The sequence below is a fragment of the Actinoplanes lutulentus genome, from assembly GCF_003259845.1.
Taxonomy (GTDB): domain Bacteria; phylum Actinomycetota; class Actinomycetes; order Mycobacteriales; family Micromonosporaceae; genus Actinoplanes; species Actinoplanes lutulentus.
The window spans coordinates 203,645-220,425 of sequence record NZ_QLMJ01000005.1 but is presented as its reverse complement, the minus strand read 5'-3'; the positions used below and the strand labels follow the sequence as shown (position 1 = coordinate 220,425).

At 70.1% G+C, this 16,781-nt stretch carries 16 protein-coding genes; 5 read left to right on the top strand and 11 right to left on the bottom strand.

The genetic code is table 11. The features are described from left to right. The first annotated feature begins 635 nt into the window (after positions 1–635). Positions 636–1,232, top strand: a complete 597-nt coding sequence (locus tag B0I29_RS13800) for a nucleotidyltransferase family protein (protein ID WP_111649347.1) — start codon at positions 636–638, stop codon at positions 1,230–1,232. A 36-nt stretch (positions 1,233–1,268) separates the two neighbouring features. Further along, the gene (locus B0I29_RS13795; RefSeq protein ID WP_245972507.1) at positions 1,269–2,057 is read left to right on the top strand and encodes a pectate lyase; all 789 of its coding nucleotides are present in this window, start codon (positions 1,269–1,271) and stop codon (positions 2,055–2,057) included. On the opposite strand, the gene B0I29_RS13790 is transcribed toward B0I29_RS13795, so the two are convergent. The 4 genes from B0I29_RS13790 to B0I29_RS13775 all read right to left on the bottom strand — a co-directional run bounded on the left by B0I29_RS13790 (position 2,048) and on the right by B0I29_RS13775 (position 4,767). Continuing rightward, positions 2,048–2,725 carry an HAD family hydrolase gene (locus tag B0I29_RS13790; RefSeq protein ID WP_111649346.1) on the bottom strand — a complete coding sequence of 226 codons (678 nt, stop codon included), beginning with the start codon at positions 2,723–2,725 and terminating at the stop codon, positions 2,048–2,050. The two genes, B0I29_RS13795 and B0I29_RS13790, sit on opposite strands and share 10 nt — an antisense overlap. After that, a complete protein-coding gene (locus tag B0I29_RS13785; protein WP_111649345.1) occupies positions 2,725–3,612 on the bottom strand; it encodes a GlxA family transcriptional regulator in 888 nt (295 codons plus the stop codon). Before B0I29_RS13785 ends, B0I29_RS13790 begins: the two co-directional genes overlap by 1 nt. Positions 3,613–3,619: 7 nt before the next feature. After that, positions 3,620–4,204, bottom strand: coding sequence for a cysteine hydrolase family protein (locus tag B0I29_RS13780; protein ID WP_111649344.1), 585 nt, complete (start codon positions 4,202–4,204; stop codon positions 3,620–3,622). Positions 4,205–4,272: 68 nt separating this feature from the next. Beyond that, positions 4,273–4,767, bottom strand: a complete 495-nt coding sequence (locus B0I29_RS13775) for a DUF6194 family protein (protein WP_220091310.1) — start codon at positions 4,765–4,767, stop codon at positions 4,273–4,275. A gap of 34 nt (positions 4,768–4,801) precedes the next feature. On the opposite strand from B0I29_RS13775, the gene B0I29_RS13770 reads away from it, so the two are divergent. Continuing rightward, positions 4,802–5,545, top strand: a complete 744-nt coding sequence (locus tag B0I29_RS13770) for a MerR family transcriptional regulator (RefSeq protein WP_111649621.1) — start codon at positions 4,802–4,804, stop codon at positions 5,543–5,545. On the opposite strand, the gene B0I29_RS13765 is transcribed toward B0I29_RS13770, so the two are convergent. The 6 genes from B0I29_RS13765 to B0I29_RS13740 all read right to left on the bottom strand — a co-directional run bounded on the left by B0I29_RS13765 (position 5,533) and on the right by B0I29_RS13740 (position 13,002). Beyond that, complete coding sequence (locus B0I29_RS13765) at positions 5,533–5,958, bottom strand: PRC-barrel domain-containing protein (RefSeq protein ID WP_111649342.1); 426 nt, start codon at positions 5,956–5,958, stop codon at positions 5,533–5,535. The genes B0I29_RS13770 and B0I29_RS13765 overlap by 13 nt on opposite strands. A gap of 380 nt (positions 5,959–6,338) precedes the next feature. Further along, positions 6,339–7,265: a sugar kinase gene (locus tag B0I29_RS13760; RefSeq protein ID WP_111649341.1), complete on the bottom strand. Its 927-nt coding sequence runs from the start codon at positions 7,263–7,265 to the stop codon at positions 6,339–6,341. Next, positions 7,262–7,900 (bottom strand): bifunctional 4-hydroxy-2-oxoglutarate aldolase/2-dehydro-3-deoxy-phosphogluconate aldolase, encoded by a 639-nt coding sequence (locus B0I29_RS13755; RefSeq protein ID WP_111649340.1) that lies wholly within the window; start codon positions 7,898–7,900, stop codon positions 7,262–7,264. The genes B0I29_RS13760 and B0I29_RS13755 overlap by 4 nt, the downstream gene beginning before the upstream one ends. A gap of 41 nt (positions 7,901–7,941) precedes the next feature. Continuing rightward, the gene (locus B0I29_RS13750; protein ID WP_111649339.1) at positions 7,942–8,457 is read right to left on the bottom strand and encodes a hypothetical protein; all 516 of its coding nucleotides are present in this window, start codon (positions 8,455–8,457) and stop codon (positions 7,942–7,944) included. A 35-nt stretch (positions 8,458–8,492) separates the two neighbouring features. Continuing rightward, a complete protein-coding gene (locus B0I29_RS13745) occupies positions 8,493–11,237 on the bottom strand; it encodes an AfsR/SARP family transcriptional regulator (protein WP_146616786.1) in 2,745 nt (914 codons plus the stop codon). 742 nt (positions 11,238–11,979) lie between these two features. Then, complete coding sequence (locus B0I29_RS13740) at positions 11,980–13,002, bottom strand: class I SAM-dependent methyltransferase (protein ID WP_111649337.1); 1,023 nt, start codon at positions 13,000–13,002, stop codon at positions 11,980–11,982. Between the two features lie 71 nt (positions 13,003–13,073). Between B0I29_RS13740 and B0I29_RS13735 the strand changes: the two genes are divergently transcribed. Then, the gene (locus B0I29_RS13735; RefSeq protein WP_111649336.1) at positions 13,074–13,961 is read left to right on the top strand and encodes an NADP-dependent oxidoreductase; all 888 of its coding nucleotides are present in this window, start codon (positions 13,074–13,076) and stop codon (positions 13,959–13,961) included. A 62-nt stretch (positions 13,962–14,023) separates the two neighbouring features. Further along, positions 14,024–14,731 carry an SGNH/GDSL hydrolase family protein gene (locus B0I29_RS13730; RefSeq protein ID WP_111649335.1) on the top strand — a complete coding sequence of 236 codons (708 nt, stop codon included), beginning with the start codon at positions 14,024–14,026 and terminating at the stop codon, positions 14,729–14,731. On the opposite strand, the gene B0I29_RS13725 is transcribed toward B0I29_RS13730, so the two are convergent. Then, the gene (locus tag B0I29_RS13725) at positions 14,715–16,727 is read right to left on the bottom strand and encodes a peptidoglycan recognition protein family protein (RefSeq protein WP_111649334.1); all 2,013 of its coding nucleotides are present in this window, start codon (positions 16,725–16,727) and stop codon (positions 14,715–14,717) included. The genes B0I29_RS13730 and B0I29_RS13725 overlap by 17 nt on opposite strands. Positions 16,728–16,781: the final 54 nt, after the last annotated feature.

Genomic DNA, 16,781 nt, shown 5'->3' with positions numbered 1-16,781 from the left:
GGCCTCGGCTGCGACGAGAACCGCTTCGGCTGCGCCTCCGGGGAGCCAGACGACCGTGGCGAGCGGACCGAAACGACGAGGCCCCGGCAGGTTCACTCAAGGCGCATCGCCGGCGTCGGTTCGGCGAGGTGGCGAGGCTGCTCATCCCGACGGCGTGCCGACAAGGCGCAAAGCGACCGTGGCGGGTGCCACCCGGACTCCGGCCTGGATCGTCCGGCCTCCTGACGATGCCGCGGAGCATTCCGTCGACGCAGTTCTTGGAAACTTTACGGAGGCCGGCTCAAAACCGCAGTCACTCAATTATCAACGGCGACGAAACCCATCGTCCAGGCAAGTCCGCGGCTTTATAAAATTACCGTGGGAGCACACGAGACCGAGCCGGGGGCCACCCACGTCAATTAGCTCCTTTTATCTAGCGCGGCGAACGACCGGCATCCCATCCCATCCCATCCGGATAAACCGGACTCAAGTCCGGCACTTCCACCGACCACGCGCACGCCAACAGCCTGCCAATCGCCCGCCGAGCGTTCCTACCGAACGTTCCTGCCGAGCGTCCGTGCCGAGCGCGTGCCGAGCCTTCGAGAAGCGGCCGGGCGAGCGGTCGGGGGCGATCTTGGGGGCGCTATCGTCGGCGGATGGGTGTGGCTGGGCTGGTTCTGGCGGCTGGGGCTGGGCGTCGTTACGGGATGCCGAAGGCTCTCGTCCGGCACGAAGGGCAACTGTTCGTCGAACGGGCCGCCGACACCCTGCGTCAGGCCGGCTGCGACCGAGTACTCGTCGTTCTCGGCGCTGCCGCTGACGAGGTGCGGGCTGCCGCGCCCGGGCTTCCCGAAACCGTCGTCAACCCGGACTGGGAGACCGGCATGGCGTCCTCACTGCGCACCGGGCTGACCACGCTGACACAAGCGCCGAGCGAGCAAGCGCCTGAGGAACCCACCGCTGTCGTCGTGATGCTCGTCGACATGCCCGGGGTCAGCGCCGAAGCTGTCCGCCGGATCGTCGCCCACGCAACACCGGGTGCTCTTGTCATGGGCGGTTACCACGGACGCCGCGGGCACCCCGTTCTGCTCGGGCGGGACCACTGGGCCGCCATATCCACCACGGCTACCGGGGATCGAGGCGCGCGCGACTATCTGCGTACCCAAGAGGTCTTGGTCGTTGATGTTGGTGATGTGGCCGATGACGAAGATTTTGATTTTCCGGGCAACCTTTCCGCGGCTGGGGACCACTGAGCCTTTCGACACCGAAGTTCGAGGGAAGGCTTGACTGTGTTCAAGAATCTGCGGAAGCGCTGGCGTGCCGGGATCGTGGCGGTCGCCGCGGTCGGACTGGGCCTGAGCGCCGTGGTCTATACCCAGGGCGCTTCGGCGGCGACCTGGCCGAGCGCCACCGGCACGGTCAAGCTCACCGCGAGCAAGGCGGTCTCCGGCACGCTGGACGGCGGCCTGAAGCGGTACGTCGGCAGTGGCGCGCTCGGCGGCGACTCGCAGGAGGAGGGCCAGGACCCGCTGTTCGTGCTGGCCGACGGCGCGGTGCTGAAGAACGTCATCATCGGCTCGCCGGCCGCGGACGGCGTGCACTGCAAGGGCTCCTGCACGATCCAGAACGTGTGGTGGGAGAACGTCGGCGAGGACGCCGCCACGTTCAAGGGTGGCTCCAGCGCCAAGTACACGGTCACCGGCGGCGGCGCGAAGTCGGCAAGCGACAAGGTGTTCCAGCACAACGGTGGCGGCACGCTGACGATCAGCAGCTTCGACGTGAGCGACTTCGGCAAGCTGTACCGCTCCTGCGGCAACTGCTCGACGCAGTACAAGCGCACCGTCATCGTGAAGAACGTGACGGTCGCCGCCCCGGGCAAGACCCTGGTCGGCATCAACACCAACTTCGGCGACACCGCCACGCTCTCCGGCATCACGATCACCGGTGACAGCAAGAAGAAGATCTCGATCTGCGACCGCTTCACCGGCAACAAGACCGGCGCAGAGCCGACCAAGACCGGCAGCGGCCCGGACGGCACCTTCTGCAAGTACACGACCGCGAACATCACCTACAAGTAGGTCGCCAGTTCACGCAGCGTGCTGATGCGGTGCGCCTCGGAAGCCGGCCCGGCGCCGGTCCGGTCGAGGTGCACCGCCCGCAGGCCGGCCGCCCGTGCCGCCAGCACGTCGAACGCGTGATTGTCGCCCACGCTGAGCACCGATCCGGGCGCGATTCCCCATCGAGAACAGGCGATGCGGAACGCGTCCGGATCGGGTTTGGCGACCCCGAGATCGTCGGGAGTGAACACCGATGCGATGGAGCTCAGGCCTATCCGAGCCAGCTTGCCGCGCTGCTGAGCAGCACTGCCGTTGGTCAGCACCGCGACCGCCAGGCCGGCCTCGACAGCCGCGGCCACCGCAGCGACCGCGTCGCCGTAGGCCCGGTAGCCGGTGTCGTAATGAGCCAGATAACCGGAAAAAATAGTATCCAGTTCGTCTGCTTCGCAGGAAACACCGACCAGCGGCAGGAACTCCGTCAACCGTCGCCGGCGCTGCTCGGCGTACCCGATCTCCCGCCGCCGCCAAGCGGCGAGATGCCGCTCGGTGATCTTCTCCCAGAGCGCGCGGTTCTCCGCCGAGGCCGGCACACCGATCGACGGCAGCCACGCGCCCAGCGCGGCCTCGACGGACCCGTCATGATCACCGAGCGTGCCGTCCAGGTCGAAGAGAACCCCATTCAAGATCATCAAACAAGGGTACGGGCACGCAGGCGCCGCAACATCCGAGCGTCACCGAATCCCACGGCACGAGCCGCCGACTCCACGGTGGAGCCGTGGCCGATCAGATATTCGGCGCGTTCCAGCCGCAGCTGCTGCTGATAGCGCAGCGGCGTCTGCCCGGTCGCCGTGCTGAACAGCCGGGTCAGCGTCCGCTCGCTCACCCCGGCATCGGCGGCCAGATCGCCCAGCGGCAGCGGCTCCGCGAAGCCGGTGTCGATCCGGTCCTGCACCCGGTGAACCACGTCGGACAGGTGCGAGCGGTGCCGCAGCATCGCGCTCTCCTGCTGCTCGTCGCCGTTGCGCCGGGCGTAGACCACCATCTCCCGGGCCACCTGCGCCGCGACCGCCGGGCCGTGCCGCAGCGCGACCAGGTGCAGCGCCAGGTCGATGCCGCTGGCGATGCCGGCCGAGGTGACCACACGATCGTCGGACACGAACAGCACGTCCGGCAGCACGGTCGCCGACGGGTGGCTGCGAGCGAGGCGTTCCTGCAGGTCGTGGTGGGTGGTGCAGCGCCGGCCGGCGAGCAGACCGGCCCGGCCGAGAGCGTCGGCGCCGGAGCAGACGCTGGCCACGGTGCCACCGGCGGCGTGATGCGCGGCGATCCGGTCCAGCGTTTCCGGCGCGAAGAACCCATATCCGGTACGCCAGCCGGGCACCAGAACCAGGTCGTCCGCGTCCAGCTCCGGCCAGGTCAGCTCGGCGTGCAGCGCGACGCCCTGCCAGGTCGGCACCGGCGACTGCTCGGCCACGTACGCCAGCTCGTAACCCGGCGCCGTGGCGAACACCTGCGCCGGGCCGGCCAGGTCGAGCAGATGCACCTGAGGCGTCAGCACGAAGAGCACCCTGCTCACGATCCGGTCACTCCCCGAGAATCTCCGCGACGGTCCTGATCGTGGCGAACCGGCCGGCCAGAGCGTATTCGGTCCGGGTCACCACGTCCTGCGCGGAAAGCGTACGCGGGTCGGCCAGCAGCTCCTCCACGGTCTGGTCGGCCGGGGCGTCGCGGTGCGGGATCGGGCTCGTGGAGGTGGCGTCGACGGCGAACGTCACGTCGTACCCGAGGTCGGACGCGACCCGCGCGGTGGTCTCCACGCACTGTTCGGTACGCAGACCGCAGACGGTCACCGCCCGCACCCCGCCGACGGTGAGCCGGTGCTGGAGATCGGTGCCGGTGAACGCGTTGTGCACGTACTTCACCAGCAGCGGCTCGTCCGCGGCCGGCTTCAGCTCGTCGACCACCCGGACGAAACCGCTCTCCGGGTCGAAGACGCCGCCGGTGCCCGGCTCCGAGTGCACCACCCAGATCACCGCGTCGCCGGCGGCTCGCGCGGCGTCCACGAGACGGCCGACATTCTCGATCACGTCCGGGTTGCTGTTGGTCTTCCAGAGCGGCCGGGCCCGGAACGATTCCTGTACGTCGATCACGATGAGCGCGTTGGTCATGCCTCAATCAAACGCCGCTCGTGGTCGTCGCAGAAGGCATCATCGGGACCAGGGGCGGACTGATCCGGTCACGACTGGCGGTTCAGGGATCGCTCCCGCGCGTACTCCGCCAGCCGGTCGATCTCGGCGGCCGTGCGCGGTCCCGGGTTCACCACGCTCCCCCAGCTCTGCACGCCGTAAGCCGGGTGCGGCACGAACACGTCCTCCGCCGCGAAGTCGATCTCCGCCCGTTTCGCGGCCAGCTCCTCCGGACCGAAACCGAACATCCGCCGGAACTCGTCACGCCCCAGCTCCAGGTTGATCCGGAAGGTGTCCGGCCGGTTCAGCCGCGACTGTTCATCGAAGCCCGGGATGTCGTGCCCGACGATCGTGGCAAACGGCCGCATCCGGTCCGCACCGGCGAAGAAGAAGCAGTCACCCCAGGTGTAGTCCGGCATGTCGGACTCCGGCTCGATGCGAGTCATCGCCACCCCGGGCAGCGCGAGGATCCGGGCGGCAAGAGATTCAACGCTCATGACCTCTACCGTATCGTTGACTCTCCCATTGAACGTTTCATCGCTCATCGCACGGAGGCTCCGACTGAAGTCTCAAAAGGGCATCCATCGTCCTGCGGATCTGGCCCAGCTGCACGGGCTCTCCGCGCAGGCCGTCCGCAACTACGAGCGCGACGGCTTCCTCCCGCCGGCGCGCCGTTCCGCCGCCGGCTACCGCCTCTACACCGACCAGCATGTGGTCGCGCTCGGCGCCTATCTCGCGCTCATTGCGGGGTACGGGCACCGCACGGCCGGCGAGATCATGCGGCTCGTCCACGAGGCTGATCTTCCAAGAGCGCTCGCCGCCATCGACGGAGCACACGTGCTCCTGCAGCGCGACCGGGAAACCCTGGAGTCGGTCTCCGAGACGGTGTCCGTTCTTGCCCATCCGGCCGCTCCCGCGTTCACCGGGTCGGCGCCGGTCACCGTGGGTGTGCTCGCGCACCGGCTCGGCGTCGTGCCGGCCACGCTGCGCAAGTGGGAGCGCGCCGGAATCCTCACGCCGGCCCGCGACCGCACGGCCCGGGTCTATTCACCGGCCGACGTACGGGATGCCGACCTGGCCCATCTGCTGCGCCGCGGCGGGTACCTGCTCGGCCACATCGCGTCGGTGCTGCGGCAGGTCCGCTCGGCCGGCGGCCCGGAACCGCTCGCGGCGTCCCTGGCCGGCTGGCAGGACCGGATCAACACCCGGGCGCGGCTGATGCTGACGGGCTCCGCGCGGCTCGCCGCCTACCTGGAATACGCTGCCCCGCCCGTGGGGGTTACGGGCGGGGCAGCGGTCCTCAGCGACGATCAGCGCGGATAGTCGCGGTAGTTGCCGGTGTAGTACTCACCGACCGACTCGCGGTAGTCCTGCGTCTCGAACGTCTCCTTGTCATACTCAGGAGAGCTCTTGATCTGCTCCTTCGTACGATCCACATAGACCTTCCGGTCCGTGTGATCGATGTTCTGAACCGTGCCGGCCGGCAGAATCACCTTCCGCCCGAAAATCCACGGCCCGGTATCGACCACGAGGTACGCACTGCCGACGTCGTAACTGGCCTGGTCGATCGAACCGATGTGCCCATCGGTCGCCTCGACCTTGAATCCGACCAGGTCCACACCGGACCGCCCGGTTTCGCTCTCATCCAGGCTCTCGACACCGGCCGGGTCATAGTCGCTCCCAGCCGGTCCCGCCGGATCCCGCCACGACCAGGGAGTGAACGGCGTTGGTTGCATCACAGCCTCCTCACATAGATGAATTGGCGTCCCCCAACCCGTACCCCCACCCCAACCCCACAAACCCCACAGCCCGACCGGCGTACCGACGCCCCGCAAGGAGGATCACCGCTCACCGTTGCTGCTCTCCAAATCTTGAGCGATGTTCAACCGTCCGATGTGCAAAGTCGCTCAAGATCCGGAGGCAACAAGCGACGGGACAGGCCGGCAAGCAGGCAAGCAGTCGGGGCAGAGCAGGCGGCGGACGGGCGGACGAACGCGCGAACGAACGAACGCGCGAACGAACGGATGGGCGGACGAACGGATGGGGAGCTGGCGGATGGGCGAACTGACGGGCGGACGAACTGACGGGCTGGCGGGCTGGGGCTTCGTGGTTGCGGTCAGCGGTTGATGTCGGTGCCGCTCAGGGACTGGAGGTCGGCTCGGGTTGGCAGGCCCTCGCAGTCGCCCGGGACCGTTACCGCGAACGCGCCCGCCTCGATCGCCGTGCGCAAGCGGTTCGCCGCCGGCAGGCCGGCCAGCCGGTCCGCCAGGTAGCCCGCCACGAACGCGTCGCCCGCGCCGACCGGGTCGATCGAGGAGACCGACATGGCCGGCAGCGAGAAGCGGGAGCCGTCGATCAGCGCGACGCAGCCCCGGGCGCCGTCCTTCACGATCACCTCGGACGGGCCCAGACCGGCCAGGCCCTCGACCGGATCCGCCGAGCCCAAAAATATCGCTGCCTCGTCCGGGCCGGCGAACACCACGTCGGCGCGGCTCACCAGGTCGCGCAGCACCGGCGCCGCGTCGTATGTCGACCACAGTTTGCTGCGGTAGTTCACGTCGACCGAGACCGTGACGCCGGCGGACCGGGCCGTCTCCACCGCGGCGAAGACCGCCGACCGGCAGCTGTCGCTCAGCGCCGGCGTGATCCCGGTGACGTGCAGGATCGAGGCGGCCGCGATCTCGGCCTCGGGTACGTCGGACCGGTTGAGACGTGACCCGGCACTGCCCGCCCGGTGGTAGTCGGCGTGGATGAACTGGCCGGACCGCCGGTACCGGATCATCAGGCCGGTGAACGCGTCGTCTTCGAGGGCGATCACGCGTACCCCCGAAGAGCGCAAGCGAGTCGCGATGAGCGACCCGGTGGCGTCCTTGCCCAGGCGGCCGAGCCAGGTGGCGTCGCCGCCGAGACGCGCCACGCCCATCGCGACGTTGCTCTCCGCGCCGGCGACGCCGAGCGTGAATCCGCGGGCGTGATCGAGAGTCCCGATGCCGTCGGCAACGAAAATTCCCATGGCCTCGCCGAACGTGAGAAGAGAGCTCATGAGCGCGCGTACGCTACGGCGCCGACCGCGTGGCGGGCGCGGGCGGCCAGGGCGGTGAGGCTGCCGCCGGACGCGGCGTCGCCGATCAGCGGGCCGCCGACGCCGACCGCGGCCGCGCCGACCTCCAGCCATTTCGCGATGTCACCGAGGCCGATGCCGCCGGTCGGCATGACGCGGACGTCCGGCAGCGGGCCGCGCAGATCGCGCAGGTACGACGGCCCGAGGCCACCCGCCGGGAAGAGTTTGATCAGGGGTGCGCCGGCCCGGTACGCCGCGAAGATCTCAGTAGGGCTGAACGTGCCCGGGTAGAACGGCACGTCGGTCGCGATCGGCACCGACGCCGGCGAGACCAGGAAGGTGGCGCCCGCGCCGACAGCCGCTTTCGCATCGTCGTCGGTGAGCACCGTGCCGGCGCCGACCTGGACCGTCGATGGCAGCTGGCGGCGCAGACCGGCGATGGCCTCCAGGGCGCCGTGCGAGGTGAGGGTGATCTCGAGCGCGGTGACACCGGCCGTGACCAGCACGTCGGCAACGGCGGAGAAGGCCGCGGCAGTCGGCGCCCGCAGGATGGCGACGAGGCCCGCGTCGGCGATGGCGGCGGAGACAGGATCGAGGGGTGCGCGTTGGTCGGTCACACCTCGATCCTGCCCGATGTCTATGGCAGGGAAAAAGGCCCTCAGCTCCGGCGGAGACCGTTCAGCGACACCGGCGGCGTGTCCTTGATCTCGAGTTCCTCCCGGACCGCCGCTTCGAATTCCTGCATCACCAGCGGCACCTGGGCGAGCAGTTCCCGGAAGTGGGTACGCGGCTCGACACCGACCACCGCGGCCGGGTTCATCTCACCGTGCAGCCGTTCCAGCTGGAGGTGCACGGCGAGCGCGGCCGAACGCACCGGCCCGGACGCGAGCAACCGGACCGGCATGAGCGCCGGACCGACCTGATCCATGTAGTCGAGGGGGGTCGGAGTCTTCTCACCGGCGTCATATGCCGCACGAAGCCGGTAGGTGGCCCGCTCGAAAGCAGCCAATAGCTGGACATATGCGGCTTTGCGCTCGTCATACCACTGCCGGTTACGACGGCGCCGGGTCAACATTTCAGTGTTACGGGAAGCGGCGAGGTACACGGCCGCCGCCCCGGCAAGGGCGAATACGACGGCCACCAGGGGAAGTCCCCACCACGGGATCTGAGACACGCGATAACGGTATCGACCCGGGGACGAGCGGTCTGTCAACCACGCCCTCGCGTGAGCGCGGCTTCGATGGAACGGGCCGCTTCCTCGGTCACCCGGGCCGCTCCGAGAACCTCGCCGCGCCGGGTCAGCTCCGCGACCCGGGCCTCACCGAGCCGTTCCCGGGCCGCCCCGCGCGCTCGTTCCAAACGTGCCGCCTCGGCGGGGTACACCCGGGCCGGCGGCAGCGCCGCGTCGAGCAGCATCGCCGTCTCGTCCTCACCGACCCGGGTCAGGAGCACGATCAGGTTGCGCAGCGCGGCCGCCTGGAGCGTGGTGTTGCCGGCCCGCCGCCACAGCCGCAGCACGTCCCGGAACGCGGCGAGCGCCAGCGCCGGATCACCGTGCCGGCTGCGGATCGCGACGGCTGCCGTACCGGACGCGGCCTGGAAGAGCCGGTCGTCGACGGCCGCCGCCAGGATCTTCGCCTCGCCGAGGAGCTCCAGCGCCCGCGGCGGGTCGAGGTCGCCGAGGGCTTCGCCGAGGCCGTACCGGGATTCGGCCCGCGCACCCGGGTTTCCGGTGCTGTCGGCGAGCTCGACGGCGGCGAGGCCGAGCGCGACCGCCTCGTCGGATCGGCCGGACCAGGCCAGGACCAGCGCCTCGCCGACCATGCCGGAGACCCGGGCGACGGGTTCGCCGGTCATCGCCCGGTAGTGGGTGAGCGCGGTCTCGACGTCGCACTCGACGAGGGCCACATCGCCGAGGACCTCATGGGCGAGCGGGTCGGAGAGGGAGGCCCGGCGGCGGGCTTCGACCAGGTCACCCCGTCCCCAGGCGTGGGTGGCGGCCGCGGCGTTGTGTCCCGACGACGCGGAATAGCCCCAGGCCAGCACCTCGTATTGCTGACACCGGTACCCATATCGATACATCGCCGCCGTGAGCCGGGCCTTCACCCCGTCGTCACCCCGCGTGAACGCCAGCCGTAGATCGGGCAGAAGTGCGTCGATCTCGCGTACCGTCGCCGCCTGATCGACCCCCCGCATGCGTGCGTCGAGGTCCTCGGCCGCCGCGGCCATGGCCGCGGCGTGCCGCTGTTGCGCAGCGGTGACCTCGGCGTCCACCTGTTCCAGCGCATACGCGCGCACGGTCTCCAGCAGCCGGAACCGCCCCGGACCGTGCCGCACCACCAGCGACCGGTCGACCAGTCCGGCGAGCAGCCCGGCGACCCGGGTGCGCGGCAACCGATCGTCACCCGCCACCGCTTCTGCCGCGGCCACCGTGAACGCACCGGCGAACACCGCGAGCCGCCGCAGCAACCGCGCCGAGGCCACATCGAGCAGGCCGAACGACCACTCCACCACGGCCCGTAACGTCCGATGCCGCGGATCCGCACCCCGCCGCCCCCGATCAAGCAGGTCGAGCCGATCGTCCAGCCGCGCGGCAAGCTCGTCCACACCGAGCGCGGCGGCCTGCACGGCGGCGAGCTCGATGGCGAGCGGCAGCAGATCCAGCCGCTCGACGATCTCCCCGACGACACCGGACGGGACGACGCGGGCACGCTCGCAGAACAGCCTGCGCGCCGCCTGCGGATCCAGCGGCCCCAGCCGGAGCACCCGCTCCCCGTCCGCCCGGAGACTCTCCTGACTGGTCACCACGACCCGAACTCCACGCAACGCCTCGACCAGCTCGGCGGCCGCACCCAGCACATGCTCACAGTTGTCCAGAACCACGACAGCCCGCCCGGCGGCAGCCTCAGCGATCACCGCCAGCGGCTCGTCATGCGGCGCCACCCGCGCACCGACACCGACAGCGACGGCCTCCAGAAAGTCCGCCTCCCGCACATCGGCCGCATCCACCCACGCCACCCCGGGCGTCGCCCGCACGGTCTCCGCCACCAGCCGCGTCTTACCCACCCCACCAGGCCCGACGACGCTCACCAGGCCCGGCTCCGCGATCAGTCGCGCCAGCTGCCGCTGCTCACTCTCCCGACCCATGAAAGACGAAAACCGCAGAGGTACGCACAATGCCCGGTCCCTCTGGTTCTCCGGGGCGACCTGAGCGCCGGTCCAGGCCTGTGCCGCCCGTTCCGGCCAGACCTGCAACTCACCCAACTTGTCGACGACATGCGTGCCACGGAGCAGCCCCTGTTGAACCCGCCGGACCCGGTCGGAGGGATCGAGCCCCAGCCGGTCGACAGTCGCGTCGGCGTGGCGGCGCAGCACCTCCAGCGCCTCACCCCGGCACCCGGCCGCGACAAACGCCCCGGCCAGCGCGACCGCGCCGTCCTCCCAGCAGGAGTCAGCCCCGGACGGTTCCCGCAACAGTTCCACCGCGTCGGCGGGCGCGAGCGTCCCCGCATGCCGGACCAGCGCACCCCGATGGAGCGCCACCAGCCGCGCCGCGACCCCGCGAAAGGGCTCGCCCGGAAACTCGGCGAGCGGCGCACCACGCCACAGCCCGATCGCTGCCGCGTCTTCCCGCCGGCCGCGTACCAGGAACTCGAATCGAAGCACGTCGACCGCGTCGCGCGGCAGATCCAGGCAATAACCGGCCGGCCCATGGTTGATCAGCCCGGGCGCTCCGAGTCGCGAACGCAGCCGGGCCACATGGGACTGCAGCGTGTTCCGAGCCGACACCGGTGGATCATCCGGCCAGAGCGCGTCGACCAGCTCGGCCACCGGGACCGGCCGACCGGCCCGCAGTGCGAGCAACGCCAGCACGGCACGCTGAGACGCACCGGCGACCACGACCGGCCCGTTCTCGCCCTCCACCTCGAAGGGCCCCAACATTCGGACCAACACGCCCACGACGGTAGGCCGCCCCACCACACCCACCGCAACCCACCAACCACCAAACCGCTAAAACCCGACTCCCCCCGCACAACCCGCCAAGCCCTCGCGTCCGGCCGGTCCGGCTGGCCCGGCTGGCTGTCAGTGCCGTCGCGTGAGCAGTGGGACAGCTCTGACCCTGCTGGTTAATGGAAATCCCGCTGGTAGTGGTGGCCGCGGTCCTGATTGTCTTCCGCTGGTCCTATCGTGGCGATCGTGGTCCCCGGACCACATCCCGGGCGGGACCAGCCGCCCAAGATCGCGCGGGCCGCCTGGGGCGTGTCGACTTCGGGTTCGCTACGCCCCCAAACTCGACACACACTCCGCGAACCGCCTGTCCGTGTCGATTTCGGGTTCGATACGCACCCCAACTCGACACGCACGTCGGCGCGGCAGTCCGCGATGTCCTGGCTTCAGGGCTCCGTGCGGGAAAACCGGGCCTGACCACGCCGCGAGCCGTAGCCCAGCCACGATTTGAAGCCCTCATAACGTGGCTGATGTACGGCCGGGCGACACCAGCCGTAGTCCAGCCACGTAATCGCAGCCCCAGAACAGGTCTCAGCTACGGCTCAGCCCCGCCACCCACGCCGACGTCGCCTTCACTCAGCCAGCTGGATCCCTCCATTGACCAGCATGGTCAGCTCTGAGAACCAGCCGGACCGGCTGGCGCCCAGCGCGCGCCCAGCGTGTGCGCCCAGCGGCCCGGCAGGGTGGGTCAGTGGAGTTGGTAGAAGCGCCAGAAGTCGTTGTCGATGTCGAGCACCGCCGGGGACGAGAAGCCCGCTTCCCGCGCCCACCCCAGCAGCGTCGGGGCTCGCAGGACCGTGCCGTTGGCGAGGACCGGGTTCTCGGCCCGGGTGGCGGGCAGGCAGTGCAGGACGCTGAACGCGTATTGGAGGCGTTCCACCTCGCCGGCCGGGGCGGTGAACTCGTCGGCGACCCGCTCGTCGGCGATGAAGACGCTGCCGCCGGGGCTGAGCAGTCCACCGGCATTCCGGAGTACCCCCACCGGATCCCCCATATCGTGCAATGCCTCAAAAATAGTGATCAGGTGGAACGAGCCGGTCACCGAAGCCGCGTCAGCGACCGTGAAACTCACCCGGTCGGCCACCCCCGCCGCCGCGGCCACCGATCGAGCCACGGCGATCGAGTCCTCATCCAGATCAACACCGCGCACCGTAACGGCGGGGTATGCCAAAGCCATCGCCACCGACGAATACCCCATCCCACAGCCCAGATCGAGCACCCGCGCCCCCGACCGCAACCCTGCCTCGATCTCCGGCACCGCCGGCAACCACGCGGTGGTCAGCAGATGGTCAAACATCGGCCGGTTGAACCCGGCGATCCCGTGCCGGACGTGCGCGTACGCCGAGTACGGCACCCCCTCCCCGCTGCGGAACGCCGCGATGACCCGCGGAGTCAGCAGCGCCACACCCACCGCGAACTGGCTTGCCGCACCGGCGTAGGCCGGCCCGCCCTCGTCCAGCAGCACCTCGGCGACACCCGGGGCAAGAGCGAAGTCAGCCGTCAGGAAACCGGCCGCGGCCTGCTGCTCCAGCCACTCCCGGGCGTACCGCTCGTCGATCCCGGCGGCCTTGGCCAGCTCCGGCGGGGTGAGCGGGCCGTCCCGCAGCGCGGCATACAGACCGAGCTCCCGCCCGATCTCCACGGTGAAGAGTTCCAGAGCGCCGGTAAGGGCACCGAAAAGACGTTCGCCCAACGCATCAACTTCAGTCATGAGACCAGGAGAAACCCATCCGCGTGCAGAACGCTTGACCTCAACGTGAGTTCAGCTTGCAGGGTGGTCACATGAGAGCTGTGGTCTTCGACCGATACGGTCCGCCCGACGTCCTGCGCTTCGCCGACCTGCCCGATCCGGAGCCGCAGCCGGGCGAGGTCCTGATCCAGGTGTACGCGGCCGGGGTGCAGCCGTTCGACGTGGCGGTCCGGACCGGGCGCATGCCGTGGGTGCAGGCCCGATTTCCCCAGCAGATCGGCCAAGAATACTCAGGAGTAGTAATAAAAGGCGACATACCGCCTGGCACCCCCGTCCTCGGCTCCACCATGCTCAACGCCGTGGCCGAAAAACTCACCGTCCCGGCCGAGAACGTCGTGATCAAACCGGACCACCTCGACTTCCCCACCGCGGCCGGCCTGGTAGCCGCCTCACAAACGGCAAGCGGCGCGATCGAGGAACTCGAGATCGGCACCGGCGACGTCCTCCTGCTGCATGCCGCCGCCGGCTCGGTCGGCACGATCGCCACTCAGCTGGCAATCCGAGCGGGCGCCACGGTCATCGGCACGGCAAGCCCGAACAACCACGATTACCTGCGTGAACTGGGCGCGCTGCCGGTCGCGTACCGCAGTGGTCTGATCGAAGCCGTGCGTGCCACCGGCCTGAGACCCACCGTCGCTCTCGACGCCGCAGGCGGCGAGGCGATCGCCTGGTCGATCGCGCTGGGCGTCCCGGCGGAGCGCGTCGGCACGATCGTCGACGACAAGGCGGCGGCCGAGCACGGTGCCCGGGTGGTGCGTGCGGGGCGTTCGCCGCAGCGGCTCGCCGAGACGATCAACATCGCGGGCCTGCGGATGCCGATCCGCGAGTTCGATTGGGAGCGGGTCGCGGAAGCGCACGCCACGGTGGAGTCCCGGCACGGCCGCGGCAAGGTCGTGGTGACCACGGGAGCAGGAGAGTAGCCGCCGGTTGCAGCTCTGGATCACCCGCTCAGCGCCCGGCGGGACGCGTCGAATCGCCGGGCATGCGCCTGCTGAACCGCCTCGTCGCCGTGTCCCTGGCCGCCGTCGTATCCCTGGCCGTCCCGCACGCGGCAGAAGCAGCGCCGATGAAAGCCCAGAACACCCCGATCCGGATCATGCCGCTCGGCGACAGCCTCACCTTCGGCAAGGGCGACCGGACCGAGAACGGGTACCGCACCGATCTGCACACCTGGCTCACCGCCGCCGGTGTCGACACCGACTTCGTCGGCTCACAGGCCAACGGTTCCGGCGCCGACACCGCCCACGAAGGACACCCCGGCTGGCGGATCTCCTGGATCACCCGGCACACCGGGTACTGGATGCGCAAGTACAAGCCGCAGGTCGTCCTGCTCGACATCGGCACCAACGACCTGCTGCGCCACCAGGCCCCCGGTGCGCCGCAACGCCTCGACAAGCTGATCGACAAGATCATCGCGACCGATCCGGACACCCGGATCGTCCTGGCGAAACTGCTGATCGTGAAGGGCAAGCACGAGCGCGAGTTCCGCTCGTTCAACGCGAAGCTGGCCAAGGCCGCGGCCCGTCACCCCGGCAAGGTCACGCTCGTCGACATGTCGGTCATCCCGGCGTCGGACACCGTGGACGGCGTGCACCCGAGCCAGGCTGGTTACCGCAAGATGGCCGCCCAGTGGTACCAGGGCCTGCGCAAGGTCCTGCCGATGACGACCCCGGTCACTCCAGATAGGTGACGCCGTCCAGCGACACGGACCCGCTCTCCACCTGCACCTTGATCGTGTGCGTGCCACTGGCCGGCCACATCCGGGTCCACACCGCCTGCCGGAACATCGGCGTCGCCGACCGCAGATCCACCACACCCTGATCACGCCCGTCAAGGAAGACGCGCACCTTGCCGGAGGTCGCCGTGCGTGCGGCCACGAGCGCGGCCGACCGGCCGGTGACGGTCCAGGTCAGCGACGCGCCGCGGGCGGAGGACCCGGCAGCTTCGCTGCCGATGAAAGCACTGTCGCGCTGCGTGCGCCACGTTCCGGTCCGTCGTGCTCCGGCTTCGGCGACGAGCGCGAGGGTACGCGTAACCGAAGCGCTCGCCACGTTCCCCGCCCGGTCCGCGGCCGTCACAGTCCACGATCCGTTCTCGCCGAGCGGCACGGCCGAGTCGAACGTCCGTGCGGCGCCGCCGAGCACGCCACGGCCGGTTCCGGTGACGCGTACCGATCGCAGGCCGTTGGCGTCGGCGGCGGTCCAGGCCACCCGCACCGGGACGGTGCCGGTGATCGAGCCGGTCCGCAACGTCACCTGCGGTTCGCCCGCGAACTCCGGCGGCACCGGGTCGGCGAGGATCCGCGCGCTCGCCAGTGACGTGCGACCGGAGAGGTGAACGCCCTTGACCACGACGGTGTGCGCCCCGGCCGGCAGCTGCAGCCGGGACAGCCGGTGCCCGGCCGGCACGGCGGTGAAGAGCCGCCCGTCGAGCCAGACTTCGAAGCGATCCATCATCCGGGTGGGCGTGGAGAGCGTCCAGAGCGGCTGCACCAGCCCCCGGGTGTAGAACTTCCCGGCGTACGCGCTGGCGCCGCTGAGCTCCTGGAACCGCATTCCGATCGGTGCGCCGCCGGCGATCGCCCGGATCGACGGGAGCTGCGCGTACAGCCCGTTGCCCGGGCACTCGGTGGACCCGGCGTCGCGGTGGCCGGAGATCCGGTTGAGGATCGCGGCCTTGCCGGCCGGATATTTGTTGCTGCCGCCGGACACGTACGACACCCGTCCGGCCGGCGGGCTCCCCCACGCCCCGAGCTTGTACGCCGCGACCTGCGCGACCGACGCCCGTGCCGCCGCCGGGATCCCGGTGGCCCGGAAGTCGCCGATCACCGCGATGGCGCTGGCGTTGCTGTTGAAGCCGAGGGTGTGCGCGCCGAGCACCGAGCGGTGCACCCCGCCCCGGCGTCCTTCGAAGACGGTCCCGCACTTGTCGACGAGGAAGTTGTACCCGATGTCGTTCCAGCCCTTGCTCTTCACCTGGTACGCCTCGATGCCCCGCATGATGCTCGCCGACTGCCCGCAGCTGTATCCGTTGCCGGACGCGGTGTGGTGCACGAAGACGACCTGGATCGGCCCGGTGAAGGCGGTCTCCCCCTTCACCATGGCCTCGTTGGCGCCCCACCCGGCCCGGGTGACGATCTTCGGGACCGGACGGGCCGGCAGTTTCGGGTTACGCCGGGCCTCGCCGGCGGCCGAAACGAGCTCCAGCGATGCCGCCTCGGAAAACGACGAGGACGAGCCGTCCGGGTTGATCAGGTCCACCCGGAGGTCGTCGGGCACGTGTTTCCCGGCCATCCTGGCCTGCACCCCGTCGGACGGCCCGACCCAGAGCGGATCGCTGGCCCCGCGGGCGCCCTCGGTGCCGCCGGACGCGTCCGGGTTGTCGGTCTCCAGCAGCTGCCACGGCGTCCACCGGCCGGTCCCGGCCTCCCGGGTGCGCACTTCGATCCGGCCCTCACTCGCCGCGCGCGGATCGGCCCAGGTCACGCCGACCATGCTGAACGGGTCGGTGGCACGGCGGGCGAGTGCCGCGTACCCGCCTGCGGCCAGCCGCAGGCCGTCCTCGCGCGCGAGTCCGAATGTCTGCAGCACCGGGCCCGTGGTGACGGGTTCGCTCGGATTCGCCACGGCTACGGCAACTGCGACCGCCGGGGTGACAGCGACCAGGGCGGCAAGCAGGCGACGCATGGAGACTCCCCCGGCCACCGGCGGAAGGGGTCAAAACGGGGCTTTCCGGCGACC